The organism is Micromonospora sp. L31, from assembly GCF_052068075.1.
Lineage (GTDB): Bacteria > Actinomycetota > Actinomycetes > Mycobacteriales > Micromonosporaceae > Micromonospora > Micromonospora purpureochromogenes.
In genome coordinates this window covers 488,174-504,406 of the sequence record NZ_JBQHDC010000005.1, presented here as the reverse complement: position 1 = coordinate 504,406, position 16,233 = coordinate 488,174, and the positions used below count along the sequence as shown (strand labels likewise).

At 74.4% G+C, this 16,233-nt stretch carries 10 protein-coding genes; 3 read left to right on the top strand and 7 right to left on the bottom strand.

All coding sequences use genetic code 11. The features are described 5' to 3' along the window. The first annotated feature begins 106 nt into the window (after positions 1-106). Positions 107-2,929, top strand: a complete 2,823-nt coding sequence (locus tag ACTMS9_RS17330) for an AfsR/SARP family transcriptional regulator (protein ID WP_441165455.1) — start codon at positions 107-109, stop codon at positions 2,927-2,929. A 43-nt stretch (positions 2,930-2,972) separates the two neighbouring features. Here ACTMS9_RS17330 and ACTMS9_RS17325 read toward each other — a convergent pair whose 3' ends face one another. Continuing rightward, complete coding sequence (locus tag ACTMS9_RS17325) at positions 2,973-6,296, bottom strand: S8 family serine peptidase (protein ID WP_441165454.1); 3,324 nt, start codon at positions 6,294-6,296, stop codon at positions 2,973-2,975. 321 nt (positions 6,297-6,617) lie between these two features. Between ACTMS9_RS17325 and ACTMS9_RS17320 the strand changes: the two genes are divergently transcribed. Beyond that, positions 6,618-7,367: an SDR family oxidoreductase gene (locus ACTMS9_RS17320; protein ID WP_441165453.1), complete on the top strand. Its 750-nt coding sequence runs from the start codon at positions 6,618-6,620 to the stop codon at positions 7,365-7,367. A gap of 121 nt (positions 7,368-7,488) precedes the next feature. Further along, a complete protein-coding gene (locus ACTMS9_RS17315) occupies positions 7,489-7,932 on the top strand; it encodes a hypothetical protein (protein WP_441165452.1) in 444 nt (147 codons plus the stop codon). An 11-nt stretch (positions 7,933-7,943) separates the two neighbouring features. Here ACTMS9_RS17315 and ACTMS9_RS17310 read toward each other — a convergent pair whose 3' ends face one another. The 6 genes from ACTMS9_RS17310 to ACTMS9_RS17285 all read right to left on the bottom strand — a co-directional run bounded on the left by ACTMS9_RS17310 (position 7,944) and on the right by ACTMS9_RS17285 (position 16,070). Then, positions 7,944-8,885, bottom strand: a complete 942-nt coding sequence (locus ACTMS9_RS17310) for a TerC/Alx family metal homeostasis membrane protein (protein ID WP_441147725.1) — start codon at positions 8,883-8,885, stop codon at positions 7,944-7,946. Positions 8,886-9,128: 243 nt separating this feature from the next. Next, positions 9,129-9,878 carry a cellulose binding domain-containing protein gene (locus tag ACTMS9_RS17305; RefSeq protein ID WP_441147727.1) on the bottom strand — a complete coding sequence of 250 codons (750 nt, stop codon included), beginning with the start codon at positions 9,876-9,878 and terminating at the stop codon, positions 9,129-9,131. A 56-nt stretch (positions 9,879-9,934) separates the two neighbouring features. Further along, positions 9,935-10,315: a DUF742 domain-containing protein gene (locus ACTMS9_RS17300; RefSeq protein WP_441147729.1), complete on the bottom strand. Its 381-nt coding sequence runs from the start codon at positions 10,313-10,315 to the stop codon at positions 9,935-9,937. 63 nt (positions 10,316-10,378) lie between these two features. Then, on the bottom strand, positions 10,379-12,238 hold the full coding sequence (locus ACTMS9_RS17295) for a nitrate- and nitrite sensing domain-containing protein (protein WP_441147731.1): 1,860 nt from the start codon (positions 12,236-12,238) through the stop codon (positions 10,379-10,381). Next, the gene (locus ACTMS9_RS17290; RefSeq protein WP_441165451.1) at positions 12,235-14,799 is read right to left on the bottom strand and encodes a LuxR C-terminal-related transcriptional regulator; all 2,565 of its coding nucleotides are present in this window, start codon (positions 14,797-14,799) and stop codon (positions 12,235-12,237) included. The genes ACTMS9_RS17295 and ACTMS9_RS17290 overlap by 4 nt, the downstream gene beginning before the upstream one ends. Continuing rightward, positions 14,796-16,070: an Hsp70 family protein gene (locus tag ACTMS9_RS17285; protein WP_441147735.1), complete on the bottom strand. Its 1,275-nt coding sequence runs from the start codon at positions 16,068-16,070 to the stop codon at positions 14,796-14,798. The genes ACTMS9_RS17290 and ACTMS9_RS17285 overlap by 4 nt, the downstream gene beginning before the upstream one ends. Positions 16,071-16,233: the final 163 nt, after the last annotated feature.

The window sequence follows — 16,233 nt, the reverse complement described above, 5'->3', positions numbered from 1 at the left end:
CCGACCGGCGATCGGCGCCGCTGAGTCGAAGATCACATTGCCACGGCGCGCCCGTCGGGCGGCGCGGGCCCTGCCATGCTATGGCGATCGTGGCAACCAGCCCTGTGTGGATCGCATCGAGATGACCACCCCGCTCTCCTTCGCCGTGCTCGGCCCGGTGCGGGCCTGGCGCGGCCAGTCCGAGGTCGACCTGGGTACCCGGCAGCAGCGGCTGATCCTGGCGTTGCTGCTCGCCCGGGCCGGCGGCGCCGTCAGCGTCGCCGAACTCGTCGACCTGCTCTGGGAGTCCGACCCCCCACCCAGCGCGGTCAACGTGGTGCACCGGCACGTCGGGATGCTCCGGCGGCGGTTCGAGCCGGGCCTGCCGACGCGGGCAGCGGGCTCGGTGCTGATCCGCGACGGCGCAGAGTACCGGCTGCGGATCGACGGGGAGGCGCTCGACCTGCTGCGCTTCCGGCGCCTGGTCGCCCAGGCCGCCGCCAGGTCCGGCGAGCCGGCGGTCGAGCTCTACCGGGAGGCGCTGGCGTTGTGGCGGGACCGGTGCGCCTCGGGCCTGCAGCCCGGGGGTCGGGCCCATCCGGAGTTCGTCGCTGTCGACGGCGAGCGGTTCGCGGCCGTCCGGGCGGCGACCGACGCCGCCTTGCGGGCCGGGTGCGTCCACGCGGTGCTGCCCGCGATCCGGCTGGCCGCCGAATACGAGCCGCTGGACGAGGCACTGCAGGCGCGGCTGCTGCTCGCGCTCGCCGCGGACGGCCGGCGGGCGGAGGCCCTCGCGGCTTATGCCGACATCGAGCACCGGCTCGCCGACGAACTCGGCATCCAGCCGGGCGGCGACCTGCGCGCGGCCCGGGACAGCGTGCTCGACCATGACGCCTCGAGCGACGGCTCCAGGTCGCGGCGCGGCGTCAGTCGCGCCGAGCTGGAGTTGTCGCAGCCGACCCGGGCCGAGCCGCCGGCGCAGTTGCCGGCCGACCACCCCCACTTCACCGGCCGCCGCGACGTCCTGGCCGCCGCGGAGGAGCTGCTGGCCGGGGAGCGGCGGACCAGCGCGCTGGTCATCGACGGAATGCCCGGCGTCGGGAAGACCACCCTCGCGGTGCACCTGGCCCACCAGTTGGCCGCCCGCTACCCCGACGGGCAGTTGCACGCGGACCTGCGCGGTTTCGACTCCGGCGACTCGGTGATGACACCGGCGGAGGCGCTGCGCGGCTTCCTGTGGTCCCTCGGGGTCGCGCCGGCCGCCATCCCGGCCGAGCTGCACGCCCAGGCCGGCCTCTACCGCAGCATCCTGGCCGAGCGTCGGATGCTGATCCTGCTCGACAACTGCCGCGACTGGGACCAGATCCGGCACCTGCTGCCCGGCACCGGCGGCAGTCTCGTCATCGCCACCAGCCGCCGCCGGATCACCGGCGTGGCCGGCCAGGCGGGCGCCCACCCGCTGCACCTCGACCTGCTCACCCACGCCGAGGCCCGCGAGCTGCTCACCCGCCGGCTGGGCGACGCGGCGGCCGCCGACCCGGCCGCCGTCGACGAGATCATCGCGCGGTGCGGCCGACTGCCGCTGGCCCTGGCGCTGGTGGCCACCCGCAGCGTCGGCCGGCCCGGGCTCAGCCTGCCCGCGGTCGCCGGCGAACTGGCCGAGGCCGACGGCCGGCTGACCGGCTTCGGGGACACCCACGCCGACCTGGAGGCGATCTTCTCCTGGTCCTACCGGGCCCTGACTGCCGACGCGGCCCGGCTCTTCCGGCTGCTGCCCCTGCACCCGGCCGGGGAGCTGAGCGCGGAAGCGGCGGCCGCCCTGGGCGGCCTGTCCCTGCGCTGCGCCCGCGGCCTGCTCGCCGAGCTCGGGTCGCAGCTGCTGGTCCAGCCCGGCAACGGCCGGTGGCGGATGCACGATCTGCTGCGCGCCTATGCCGTGGAGCTCGGGGAGGAGCACGACGACGCGGCCGAGCGGGACGCCGCCGTCGAGCGGGTCTACGACTACTACCAGCTCAGTGCGTACGCGGCGCATCTGCCGCTGCAGCCGCAGGTGCCGCTGCCGGAGCCGGAGCCGTCCGAGCGCGGGGTCACCGGGCGCGGCTTCACCGGCCGGGCCGACGCGATGGCCTGGTTCGCCGCCGAGCAGCGGGTGCTGACCGCCATCGTCGCGCGGGCCAAGGAGCGCGGCCGGCCGCGCACGGCCTGGCAGATCGCGTTGGCCCTGCAGAACTTCTTCCAGGACACCGCGCAGTTCCGGCAGTGGGCGGCAACGATGAGCACCGGCCTCGCCGCGACCGGGGACGACCCCGCCGCCCAGGCCCTGCTGCACCGCAGCCTCGCCGGCGCCTGCTACTTCCTGGCCGATCTGGACCGCGGGCTGTCGCACCTGCAGCACGCCCGGGCGCTCTTCGAGCGGCTCGGCCGGCGCAACGAGCAGGGCCACGCGGAGAACAACATCGCCGAGATCCGGCTGGACCAGCGGCGCTACCACGAGGCGATCCGGCATGCGGAGGCCGCGCGGACGCTCTTTCGCGCCGAGGGCAACGTGCGGGGCGCCACCAACGCCCTGCTGGTCATCGCGCGGGCACAGGGCTGGCTCGGCCGGCACGCCGAGGCGCTGGGCATGTTCGTCGAGGCGCGCCGGCAGTTCGAGGCCCTCGGCGACCTGCACGGGACGGGCACCACCCAGGCCTGGCTGGCGCACACGTACTCGATGATTGACGACGTGCCGCACGCAATGGCGACCTGGCAGCAGGCGATCGACATCTTCCGCGACGCCCGGGCCACCCACCACACCGCGGAGGTGCTGGTCTCCATCGGCGACTTCCACTCGGCCAACGGCGACCCGGCCCTGGCCGGGCAGGCGTGGAGCGAGGCCCTGGCCGAGCTCGACGGGACGGACTCGCCGATGGCCCGGCGGATCCGCGACCGGCTGCTCTGGCACCGGTGATCCCGGACGCGGCGCCGGTGGGCGCCGCGTCCGGGGGCCGTTCTCAGTACCGGTAGGCGCGGATGACGGTCTGCTTGACCGTGTTACCGCTGGTGTCCGTCGCAGCGGCGCGCAGCGAGACGAAGCCGGTGCCGGCCGGGTTGCGCACCCAGGCGACCGCCTTCTCGCCGGACCGCCGCACGGTCAGCTCCTGCCAGGTCTTGCCGTCGTCGAAGGACGCCTCCACGGTCAGCGCCGTGGTCTGGCCCGGCGCCGCCCCGACCTGACGGTCGAGCGAGACCGGGATCGCGAACATCCGGCCGGCCGGCGCCCGGTTGTCGATGTCGAGCTCCGGGGTGTACCGGATCGCCGTCATCGGCAGCTTCACCAGTTCGCCGTCGCCCACGTGCCCGGACTTGAAGGTCCACTCCGCGTCGACCACCGTCGACAGGGTGAACGCCGGGTCGCTGCGGAACGTCGCCGCCAGCCGGTAGTCACCCGTCTCCGCCGGCACGTTCCACACCCAGGGCGTCTGGTTCGCGTCGCCGACCTTGACCCCGTTGCGGTAGAGGTTGACCTCCACGCTGCCGCCGCGCACATGCCGGAAGCCCATGTGCCCGGTGCCGTCGCCGTGCAGCGGCCCCGGCCCGCCGATCAGGTCGCCCCAGTAGCGGGTGGCGAACTGCTGGCCGAAGTTCGGCTCCGGGAAGACCGGCCCGGCCACCGCGTTGGCCCACTTCACCGTGTACGTGCGCCCGGGCCGGAAGCTGGTCCACGGCGACTCGTAGTACGTGTACCTCAGCTGGGCCGAGGTCGACTTCCACACCGCCTGCTTGTCCTGGTTGTAGTACTCGGTGATGGTGCTCGGCGCGTCGTACGTGAAGCTCGGCGGGATGTTGCGCTCGTCGCGGTAGATCGGCGAGTTGCCGGGCGCGTGCGCGACCGCGGTCCGCGCAACCGGCACGCCGGCCACGTCCGCGCTGATCTGGGAGCGGACCGTGGCGAAGTCGCCCGCGCGCAGCTTGCGGGTCAGCCCGGTCATCATCTTCTTCGGCTCGTACAGGTAGACCCGGTAGGCGTACGGGCTGTTGTGCAGGGTGAACTCCGGGGTCACCTGGCCCCACATGCCGTTGACGTAGGAGACGAAGCCGGGCGTCTCGCCGGCCCCGATCTGTGCGGTCCGCAGGTGGTCGAAGGGGATGTTCATCAGCACGCCGTACAGGTCGTTGCTGCCCCAGATCTGCGGCTCCTCGGTCCGGATCGTCCAGCCGAACTCCTGGTGGACCGCGGTGGCCTTCGAATTCGGCACCGACACCGCGATCGGCCTCGCCATGCGGGCGTCCATGGTGAGCGCCTGGTCCGTGGTCAGGTCGAGGCTCGGGCGTACCAGCGTGATGACGTCGTCGCCGCTCACCAGGTAGGTCTGGACCAGGTAGCGGCCCGCGCGGACCCGGTACCCGGTGGTCGCGAGGTCGCCGAACACCTGGATGGTCTGCCGGTCCAGGTCGGTCAGGACGGTCACCCAGCCCTGCTCGGGCGTGGGCGCTCCACCGTCCGGCCCGATGAGCTTGAGGGCCAGATCGTGGCGGGCGACGTCGAGCGCGACCGGGGTCTGCACCTGCGCGCCGCCGCCGGTGGCGGTCACCTCACCGCCGAAGTAGTGGTCGGGCAGGTCGGCGCCGGCCTGCACGGTGACGGTCACGGTGGCCGTACCGCCGGCCGGGACCGTCACCGAGGAGGCGCTGAGGCTGAACAGGCCGGCCGGCGCCGGTGCGCCCTCGGCGTCCTTGGCGTCGAGGGAGACGGCCAGGGTGAGGGCGGAAGAGCCGCTGTTCGCGTACGTGATCGTGTGCTGCTGCGCAACGGTGGTCCGCTCGAAGGCGACGCTGACCGGGCTCGCCGTGACGGTCTGCTGGATGGCCCGGGCGACGTCGAGGAAGCCGGCGCCCTGCTCGTAGACACCGATGCCGGCGTTCGGCTGCGCGGCCGCCATCAGCGTGGACTTGATCCGGTCAGGCGTCCAGTCCGGGTGCTGCTGGGCCAGGATCGCCGCCGCGCCGGCCACGTGCGGAGCCGCCATCGAGGTGCCGTTGAGGCTGGCGTACTGCGGGTTCTCGTCGTTCGGCCAGAGGTCGGAGGTCGAGCTGCGGGCGGCGACGATGCCGACGCCGGGCGCGGTGATGTCCGGCTTGATGCCGGCATCGCCCGCGCGCGGCCCCCGGCTCGAGAACTCGGCCAGCTCGCCCGTCTTGGTCACGGCGCCCACGGTCAGCGCCTCGGCCACACCGCCGGGCGAGCTCACCGTGGACTCGCCGGCCTCGCCGCTGTTGCCCGCGGAGACGACGAAGAGCACCCCGTGGCGGGAAGTGAGGTCGGTCAGGGCCGCCTCGATCGGGTCGGTCCCCGGGCTGTCCGGGCCGCCGAGGCTCATGTTGACGACCTTGACGCCCTGCTCCGCCGCCCAGGTCATGCCGGCCAGGATCGCCGACTCCGGGCAGCCCTCCGCCATGCAGACCTTGGCGCTGTAGAGGGTCGCACCGGGCGCCACGCCCTTATGCCGGCCCTGCGAGGCGGCCGCGCTGCCGGCGATGGTGGAGGCGACGTGGGTGCCGTGGCCGACCCGGTCGAGGGCGTCCGGTTCGGCGGTGAAGTTCTCCGCAGCGGCGACGCGGCCGGCCAGGTCGGGGTGGGTCTGGTCGACGCCGGTGTCGATGACGCCGACCTTCACCCCCGTTCCCGTCCAGCCGGACTGCCAGGCCTGCGGCGCGCCGGTCAGCGGGACGCTGACATCGAGGGTGGGCTGGCGCAGCCCGTCGAGCCAGATCTTGTCGAACCCGGCCCGCAGCTGCCGCTCGGTGCCACTCCCGGCGAACGTGACGGTGTTCCAGAAGGACACCGCGTCCGCGCGGCTCTCCGCGACAGCGCTCGCCCCGGAGAGCTGCCGGGTGGTGCGGGCGCCGGTGAGGCCGGCGGCGGTGCCGCTGCCGTGTTGGACGATGAGCGGCAGGGTGGCCCGGGTGTCGTCGTAGCCGAACTCGACCAGCTTCGAGATGTCGAAGAGCCGCGTGTCGAGCTTGCCCCGGTTGAGCAGGCCGACGGCGTCCGCGGGGATGACCCGCACGTCCTTGCCGGCGCTGTGGGTGAAAAACGGAATCCGTTCCCGTCCCTTGCCCGGCACCACGTCGACAGTCGTCTGGCCGTTCACGGTGCCGAGGTGGACGGTGTCGCCGGTGAGCAGAGTGACCGTCCGGGGCTCGGCCGCGACCTTGGGTGTGGTCGTCGGCTTCGCGGCCCCGGGCTGCGCCGATGCCGGCACACCCCCCGGAGCCGCCGCCGAGACGCCGAGCACCAGCAGTGCCAGCGCCGATATCTTGCGAATTGAGCGCATCATTCTCCCTGGAGAAACGCGAGAGGTATCCGAGTGCTCCGGACGTGACCGGCGGATGAAAGTTCATCCGGTGTGACCTGGGTCACTTCCTGCCCCGATCCGCGGGCGTCCTGGTTCGCGCCACGCGGCACCTCGACCGCCCCTACCCTGTAGCTCAGGCGAGGCCGGCGACCACCGCGCTGTCATCGCATCGAGCCCGCTCGGCAAGCGGGTGCGGTCGGGCGAGCCGGCCATGTCCTGGGTCGTCGGGTACGGCGGCGATCCCGTGTCTGGTTGTCCCGTCCGCTGCGCCTCGCACCGGGTCTGAGACAGGAGCGCACCATGCGGGTGGCGGTCGCCGGCGCATCCGGCAACATCGGGTCCCTCACCGTGACGGCCCTGCAACGTCACGGGCACGACCCGGTACCCATCAGCCGGTCGCACGGCGTCGACCTGCTGACCGGACGGGGGCTGGACGAGGCCCTGAGCGGCGTCGACGTCGTCGTCGACGCGATCAGCGCGCCACCTGCCGACCGCGAAGCCACGGCGAGGTACTTCGCCACCACCACGCAGAACCTGCTGCGAGCGGAGCAGCAGGCGGGGGTGCGACACCACGTGTTGCTCTCGATCGTCGAGGTGCACCGCATCGCGGGCACCGCGCACTATTCGGGCAAGCGCGAGCAGGAGCGCCTGGTGTCCACCGGACCGGTGCCGTGGACCATCGTGCCCGCCACCCAGTTCTTCGACTTCGCCGCCACGGTGGCCGGATGGACCGAACGGGATGGCACCGCCTACCTCGCGCCACTGCTCGTCCAGCCGATCGCGCCGGCTGACGTCGCCGAATTCCTGACGGTGGCCGCAGGTGGCTCACCGCAGGGACGCCATCCTGGTGTGGCCGGCCCCGATCGTCACGACCTCGTGGACATGGCGCGCCGGACCCATCAGGCGGTGGGACGTGACCTGAAGATCGTCCCCACCTGGGAGGCGATCCTCGGCGCGGACATGGCAGGAAACGTGCTACTGCCGGGACCGGATGCCCGGATAGCAGCCACGACCTTCGACGACTGGCTCGCGGAGCAGGCGGCCGATTGAGTACGACCCGGGCCGGGGGGCATTACCGGCACCGATCGCTCGCTATCGTGCCCTCGTTCCGGCCACCCGGCCGGCCACCACGCGGGAATCACCATGAACCACCGCACAGGGTAGCCGGATCGTGATCGGGACCGACAGCTACGTACGGCCGTCCGACGAGAAGGACTGGGTGCACGTCGACCTGAAGCGGGTGAAGCGGGACGACCCCTTCCTGCGCTTCGACTGGGCCGACCCGACCGGCCTGAAGACGTTCACCTCCACGATCACCTCGGCGCAGCTGACCGGCCCGCACTCCTGGACCGGCCGCTTCGACCCGGACGGTGAGGACGTGGAGTCGTTTCTGCCCGTGGGCGCGCCGAGCATCGTCTCGATCGGTATGCCCCTGTCGCCGTTCACGATCACGACCGACGACCGGGGCTGGGTCACCTCGATCAGGGCGGAGCTCACGCCCGGTGCGGGCCCGAAGCTGACGATGACCACCATGATGAGCGGCCACGGGAAGGCCCAGCAGATCAAGGCGCCGGCGCGGGCCGGGGAGGCCGCCGACTTCTATTACGCCAGGTGACGCCCAGCTCCTCAGCCGGCGGCGTGGCGGCGCCGGTCCCGGCGGGCCGACAGCACGCTCCAGCCGATCGAAACCGACAGGGTCACCACCACCACCAGCAGGGTGAGCCAGAGCGGCAGCGCGCCCACCGGCGTCTCGGCCAGGATCAGCTTCGCCCCGGCGAACGCCAGCAGCACCGCCAGCCCGTAGCGCAGGTGCCCGAAGTGCCGCAGCAGTCCGGCCAGACAGAAGTAGAGGCTGCGCAGCCCCAGCACGGCGAACGCCGTCGCCGTCCAGACCAGGAAGGTGTTGGTGGTGATGGCCAGGATCGCCGCCACGGAGTCGATCGCGAACACCACGTCGGTCGCCTCGATCGCCACCAGCGCCACCAGCAGCAGCGTTGCATGCCGCCGGCCGTCGACCCGGACGGTGAACCGGCCGCCGTGGTACCGCTGCTCGGTCGGCACCACCCGTCGGAAGAACCGGACCACGACGTTGCGGTCGGGGTCGACGTCGGGCTCGCCCCGCACCGCCAGGCGCCACCCGGTCCAGATCAGGAACGCCCCGAGCACGAACCCGGCGAAGGCCAACCGGTGCAGCAGTTCCGCTCCGGCGAAGATGAAGACCAGTCGGAACGCGAGCGCGCCGATCACACCCCAGAACAACACCTTGTGCTGGTATCCCTCGGGCACCCGGAAGTAGCCGAACAGCAGCGCGAAGACGAAGACGTTGTCGATGGAGAGCGCCTTCTCCAGCAGGTAGCCGGAGTAGTACGCGACCGCCGGCTCGCCGCCCCACCCCACCCAGACGATCAGGCCGAAGGCCAGCCCGGCGGCGATCCAGACGGCGCTCCAGATCAGCGCTTCCCGCAGCTCGATCACGTGGTTGTCGCGGTGGGAGAGCATGTCCACCGCGAGCATGACGGCGATGACGGCCCCGATCGCGGCCCAGGCCCAGAGCGGAGCCGGGAACATGCCCGGGTCCATCAGACGCCCTCCGCATCCACCAGAGGAATCGACGGCGGCTGTCGCCGCCGTGCAGCCGGATCACAGGCAAGCGGCTACCGTGCGAGCGGAGCGGTCAGCTGGTGTTCCGTCGCCGGGACGCAACGTCGCTGAGCTTAGCCAGCGATCACGCCGCACTGCTGTCTGCTCGGTCGGCGTCACCCGTCCGGGGGCGGCCCGCCGCTGATGTCACCAGCCCGTGGCCGGCAACCGTCAGTCGGGCAGGCCGGTGCAGGCCGCGCCGTCGATGGTGCAGGCCGTGGGAGTCGAGCTGATCGGCGCGCCGCTGACCCGGAAGGTGACCTGGACGGAGCTGCCGGCCGCCACCTCTGCGGTCGTCTCGTCCGGCACGAAGGTCCAGGTCGCGCCCGCGCGGGTGGCTCGGGCGCCGGTGACCGAGGAGATCTCGAGGGATTCCCGAGGCAGGGTGATGACCAGGGTCCAGTTCGTCACCCTCGTCCGACCGGCGTTGCTGATGGTCACCTCGGCGCCGTAGCTGAGCAGGGCGCGCTCCTCGATGGCGAAGGCGGCGCGCAACGCGGCCGAGGTGCTCGACCCCGCCGCCGCTGACGGGGTTCGCCCGGACGGTGCCGTCGCCGGCGGGGCCGCCGCGCCGACCGGCGGGCCGGCCGCGGTCGTCGTCCGCCTCGCCGCCGCCGGGCTGGAGGCGGCCGGCCTGGCCTGCGGGTCGGGCCCACTGACCGCAGGGTCCGTGGGCAGGGCGACGTCCGGCGGCGGGTCGAGGGCCACCGGGGCCAGCCGCTCCGGCGTCCGCAGGACCAGGACGACCGAGGCCGTCGTCGCGACCAGGACCACCAGCGTGGCGGCCAGCAGGACCCGGGTACGCCGGGACGAGGCCCCGAGGCCGCCGATGGCGCGCCGCGCGTGCCCGGCCAGGGCCACGGTCCGGTCGAGCAGGATGACCGCTACGGTCCGCCGTGGCTGGGGCGGTGATGACGGCACGTGCTCTTCTCCCTCAGATCCCTCACCGTGCGCGCGTCCCCGGCCCACGCCGTCGGTCACAGCGCCTGGAGCCCGGTGAGCATCGCTTCGAGTAGCTCCCGGGACGGCAGCTCGGACAGCGTCGGCGACACGTGCGTCTCGATCAGCCCGGCGTCCAGCAGCTCACCGAGCAGTACCCGAACCGTACCCAGCGGCAGGTCCAGTTGCGCGCCGACCTCCGCCACCGACAGTGGATGTCGGCACAGCTCGAGGATTCGCGCCTGCTCGGGAAAGAGCGGCGTGGCCGCGGGAGCCGCGGCCCGGGCCACGACCACGGTGATGAGGTCGAGACGCCCGGCGTCGTCCACGCCGGCCGCACGGGTCACCACGTACGGCCGGGCCAGGAGCCCGGTGTCGTCGTCGTACCAGGCCTCGTCAGGGTCGCCGGCGGTCGGCATTTGTGTCTCCGCTCGTCGCCGTCCAGGGCCGTTCCAGGTCGTCCGGGGCGCCATTTTGGGGGATCATCTGCCGTCCTCTGCTGCGGTCGTGGTGGGCATCTGCGTGGGGTCGGCGATGTCGGGCCGGGACGGCGGTGGTCCACCGTGGGCCGGCACCGGCAGTTCGTCGCCGTTCTCACCTGGCTCCCGCACCGAAGCGGGGTGCGGCCCGGCGGTTGCCTGCTGCGGCGTGGTCGGCGTGACCAGGCCGGCGGGGAGCAGCACGACCGCCGCCGTTCCGCCGCGCGAGCCGGAACGCAGCGAGACCTGGGCGCCGCAGCGCGCGGCGAGCAGCGCGGCGGCGTGCAGCCCGGCCCGGCCGACGGGCGGGCCGTCGGCGGGCGGGTCGGCAAGCAGTTCGTTCGCCTCGGCCAGGTCGCTCACGCTCAGGCCCGGTCCGTCGTCGGTGACCACGATGGCGCAGCCCTCCGCCTCGGGCTCACCGGCGACCCGCACCGTGGTGTCCGCCGGTGAGCACCGCAGTGCGTTCTCGATCAGCTCGGCCAGCAGGTGGACGACCGGAGTGACGGCGGGTCCGGTGAGTGACCAGGGCCAGTGCGGTGCGACGAGCACCCGCCGGTAGTCCGCGACCTCGGCCATCGCGCCGCGCGCCACCTCGAGCAGCGGCACCGGCCGCCGCCAACGCCGGGCCGGCGTCGCGCCGCCGAGGATGATCAGCTTCTCGACGTTTCGCCGGAGCCGGGCGGCGAGGTGGTCGAGCTGGAACAGGTCGGCGGTCTCCTCCGCCGAGGACTCCCGCCGCTCCATCGCGTCGAGCAGGGTGAGCTGGTCGCGCAGCAGGACCTGGTTGCGCTGGGTGAGCCGCAGGAACAGCTCCCGGGTGGCGGGCTCGGTCAGGTCGGGTCCGGCCGGCAGCGTAGCGGAGTCCGGCCGCCCGATGAGCCGGCGGACGGCGCCGGTCCAGGTGAGGAGCAGGGCGAGCACCGCGATCAGGCCGAGCCCCAGCACGGCGCCGGTGCGGACGACCACCAGAGCCGCGTCCGGCGTGGCCCGCTCGGCACTGTCCCGGGCGGTGGCCCGCACGAACTCGTGCAGCCCGGTCAGGGCCGCGTCCGCCGTGGCGCGCCAGTCCTCCTCGGTGACCACCGGCTGGCCGTCGTCGGCGCGGAGCAGCGCGTCCTCCAGGGACAGCAGGCCGGTGAAGCGGGTGCCGTCCACCAGCGCCTGGTAGCCGTTCCGGTCGGCCGCCGGCAGTCCGGCGACGGCCTCGCCGCGGGCGTACCGCTGGTTGGCGACCAGCGCGGCGAGGCGGCGCCGGTCGTCGGCGGTGATCCGGTCGCCGGCCAGCGCGGCGGTGAGCAGGGTGTCCTCCCGGGCGAGCAGCTCCCGGGCCCGGGCCAGCGCGACGATCGCCCGGGTCTCGGCGGCCGGCTCGCTGTCCCGCACGCTCCATTCCGGGCCGTACACGGTGAAGGCGGTGTCGATCAGGCGGTCGTAGCCGGCGACCGCGTCGGCCCGGCCGGTGTCGGCCACCGCCCGCAGGCCGGCCAACCCACCCAGCTGCCGGATGAGTTCGTCGGCCCGCTCCCGGCCGCCGCCGGTGAGCAGCCCGAGGCCGTCGGCGACGGAGGCGCGCAGCCCGGCGACCGCACGGTCGGTGCCGTCGCGTGCCCCGGCCAGCGCGGAACCCGCCCGCCCGCCCCCGGCGACCGCCCGGGCGGTGAGCCGGCGCTCGACCTGAAGTTCGAGGATCAGCCGGTCGGTGGGTTGGCCGAGGGTCTGGGCCAGCGCCCGTACCCGGAGCAGGTCGGCCGCGTCCCGGCCGGTCAGATACGCCGCGTACGACCAGAGCGTGATCAGGACGACTGCCAGCGCGACGAGCCGGGTCCGCATGCCGTGGCCGCCGGTCTGGGTCCGGCTCACGACCCGGACCGTTCCGGCCAGGGCTGCCCGGCCACCTGGCGCGACCGGTCGGCCAGGATCGTCCGCAGCAGGGCCAGCAGCTCCGTCCGGTTGGCGCAGTCGAGCCGGGAGCGCATCCGGGCGACGTGGTGCTCGACGGTCTTGGCGGAGATGAAGAGCCGGTCTCCGATCTCCCGGTAGGTCAACCCGGCCAGCACCAGCTCGGCGACCTCCCGCTCCCGGTCGCTGAGCCGGTGCGGAGCCGGACCGGCGAGGGCGTCGACGGACGCGGGCTGTTGCCCGGCCTTGGCCCCCGCCGGCCGACCCTGCAGCATGCGGGCGCAGTCGAGCAGCGTGGTCATCGCCCGCCGGTCCGAGGTGCGGATCGCCGCCTGCCCGGCGAGGCGGGCGCCGTCCCAGCACAGGCCGGCGTCGTGCAGGCCGCGGGCGGCGGCCTCCACCCGGACCGGGTCGACCATTCCGCGCAGCACGTCCACCCAGGCGGCGGCGGCCGCGGCGACCACGGCCGCGTACCGGTTGTGGTCTGCGGCGGCGACCAGGGCGGCCACGTGGTCGTCGGCTGCCGCCGGCTCCTCGGCCAGGATCGCCGCGTGCAGTCCGCTCCAGTGCAGGGGCGTGCTCCACAGCGGCGGGTCGCCGAGCCGGGCCAGCAGCAGGCGTGCCTCCCGCAGGTACGGCTCCAGCCGGCCGAGGTCGCCCAGCCGGGCGCCGGCGATGGCCAGCTCGCCCAGCGGCAGCAGCGTGAACAGGTCGACGGGGTGGCGGACGACGGCCTCCAGCGCGTGCCCCCAGCTGCGCTGGAGCGCGCCGAGGTCGCTGTTGCGCCGGGCGATCCCCAGCTCCAGCGCGGAGGCGAAGAGCAGGTCCCGGGACTCGATCGGCCGGCCGTCGCCGGTCACCGCCGCGAGGTGGTCGGCCGCGACGACGGTACGGCCCCGGACCATCGCGATCCACGCCTGCAGCAACCGGTGGCGGCGGGCCATCAGGGGGCCGCCCGTCCCGCTGGTGGCGGCGCGGTCGAGCACCCGCTCGGCGATGTCCAGTTCGCCGCAGTGCAGGCCGGTCAACGCGGCGAGCGCCGCCGGGCTGTCCGGCAGGAGCGCCGCCCGGCCGGCCGGCTCCAGCAGTGCGGCCGCCTGCACGAGGGTGGAGAGCGCGGCGGTCGGTGGGCCGGCGAGGCTGTCCCGGACTCCTTCGGCCATCAGCCGGGCGGCGCTGGCGTGCAGGGTGGGTGGTCCGCCCGCCCGGTCGTCCCCGGACGGGGTCGCCACGTCGGCGGCGCGGCCGGCCGCGAGCGCGCCGACGGCGGCGAAGGACTCCGCCGAGGCGGTACCCGACCATCGGTACAGCTCGACGCTGCGACCGACCTGACCACGGTGCGCCAGCGCGGTCGCGGCGACCGCCGCCGCCTCCGCCCGGTCGGCCGGGGCGGCCGTGGCGAGGAGTCGGTCGGCCAGCCGGAGGGCGGTGTCCAGATCGCCGGCCAGGGCCGCGGCCACGGCATGTCGGACCGCGGCCGGCCGCCCGGCGGCCGTGGCCGCCGCGAACAGCTCCGCCGCGAGGGCCGGCTCGCCGGCCAGCGCCTCCTCCGCCGCGGCCTCCAGTGTCGGTGCCGGACAGTCGGCGGCCACGTGCGCCGCGTACAGCGAGCGGACCAGCGGAAGCACCGGCCCACCCCGGGCGAGCTGCAGCTCGGTGAGCCGGCGCCACACCGCGCCGCGGTCGGCGGCCGGGCTCAGCGCGGTCACCGCGCGCCGCACGATCGGGGCGAGCCGGCCGTCCGCGCCGAGCAGGCCGGCCGCCCGGGTCGCGGCGATCAGCTCGTCCACGTCACCCGGCTCCCGGTCGAGCAGCGCCCCGAGCAGGTCCACCGGCAGCGGTACGCCGGCGGCGACGGCGAGCAGGAGCCGGCGGACGTCGGGCGCCAGGTCCTCCAGGTCCGGTCCGAACTCAAGGACGGCCTGCCGGGGCGGCTCGGTCGGGACGCCCGGCGGGATCTCCGTCCCCCGCAGGCCGCGGACCAGCCGCTCGACGTCGCGGGGAACGCCGGCGGTCTGCCCGTGCACGAAGTCGACCAGGTCGGGCCGCCGGCCGACCTCCGGCACCGCGCTGAGGTAGGCGGCGGTCCGCTCCCGGGTGAACGGGGTGAGCAGCACCAGGTGCCCGTCCCGTCGGAGCGCGTCGGCCAGCTCGACCAGCGCCGCCGGCCGGGGCCACGGCCGGTAGCCGACGGCGAGGCGGTGCCGGCGGGTGACCACCAGTTCGCGCAGCGCCCGGAGCCGGGCGTCGTCGAGCAGGTGGGCGTCGTCGACCACCAGCACGGCGTCCGGCTCGATCTCCTCGGGACGGTCGGGGACGCCCTCCAGCACGGTGCTCCCGGCCCGCCGGTGGACGCGGGCCAGCTCCTGGAGGTACGCGCTGCGGCCGTGGCCACCGGGCCCGGTCACGCCGAGCGCGAGCGGCGCGTCCGGATCGGCCGCGACCGCGTCGAGCAGGGCCTGCGGCCCCCGGTCCAGCACCAGCCGGGACCCGGCCACGCCGCTCATGATCATGGTGGTCATCCTTCACGTCCCCGGCCGCGGGCCAGCACCAGGCGGGAGGCCCGCGGCAGTTCCAGCGGGGTGATCCGGACCGGGGGACGGGGTGGTGGCTCGCTACGGGCGGAACGGTCGTGGTCGGGGCCACGCTGCGCCGTGACGGCCGGCGCGGCGGCCCGTCCGGTTTCGACGGCCGGGGCGGGCCCGCGGTCCGGCTCCGGCCGGCGCGGGCGTGGCGACACCACCTGGCAGGCGGCCAGCGCCGCGCCGGTGGCGGCGGTCAGCTGCGGATCGGGCTCCACCTCCACCGGTACCGGGAAGGCCGCGGCGAGCAGCTCGACGACCAGCGGGATCCGGGTGGAGCCGCCGGCGAGCAGGACGCCGTCGAGCTGCGCCGGCAGCAACCCGGCGGAGTGGACGGTCCGGGTCAGCAGGTCGACGGTCGCCTGCACGGCCGGCCGGATCATGTCCTCGAACCGCACCCGGCTCACCGGCACCCGGACCGGCCCGGTCGGCAGGGTCAGCAGCACGTCGGTCTCCGTGCCGACGGTCAGTTCCCGCTTGGCCCGGTCGCACTCGGGCAGCAGCGCGCGCAGCGTGGCGTGCGTCTGCCGAGGCCCGGCCGCGGCGAGTTCCCGGGCGAGCACGGTACGCACGTGCTCGGCCAGCGCCTCGTCGAAGTCCGCGCCGCCGAGCCAGTCCAGCCCCTGCGGCAGGCCGAACGTCTCGTACGTGCCGCGGGGGGTGCGGCGGACCAGGGCCGCCTCGAAGGAATTGCCGCCCAGGGCGTAGACGGCCGCCGCGCTGCCCGGGAAACCGCGCGCCGCGTGGCTCTCCGCCACCGTAACCGTACGGGGCAGCAGCGTCACGTTGCCCAGGCCGAACTGCCACAGCGCCTCGTGCAGCAGCTCGCGCCGGTGCCGCCCCCAGTTTGCGGGGTGGCTGAGCACGACGGCCTCGGCGGGCTCACCCTCCCGGTCGAGGACCCGTTCCACCACCCAGGCCGCCAGCAGCGCGGTCAGCATTTCCGGCGGGCAGGCCTCGCCGCCGAGCAGCAGGGGAACGTCGTCGCCGACCCGGCGGACGAACCCGCGGGCCGTCCGGCTTCCGTCCTCGACGGGGGGCTCACCGACCACCAGCGTCCCGTCGGCTGCCAGGTGCAACACCGACGGTACGGTCACCGACCCGCCGTCCAGCGTGACCACCTCGGGTCGCGCCCAGGTCGCACCCCGTCGCCGGGCCACGCTGGCCGCGGTGGTGGTGCTTCCGATGTCGATCCCCAGGACGTACGGCATCCGCAATCTTCCTTCACCGTGAGTTGGCCGGCCGGTGGCGACGGTGTCGGCACCGTGCGGCGACCCACCCCCGGCGACACCCCGTGGGCTCCTACGTTCGTACCAGAGATCGCTCCCGCATCGGGACCCTAAATCTGGCCGGCCCGGTTCCCCCAGTCCCCCT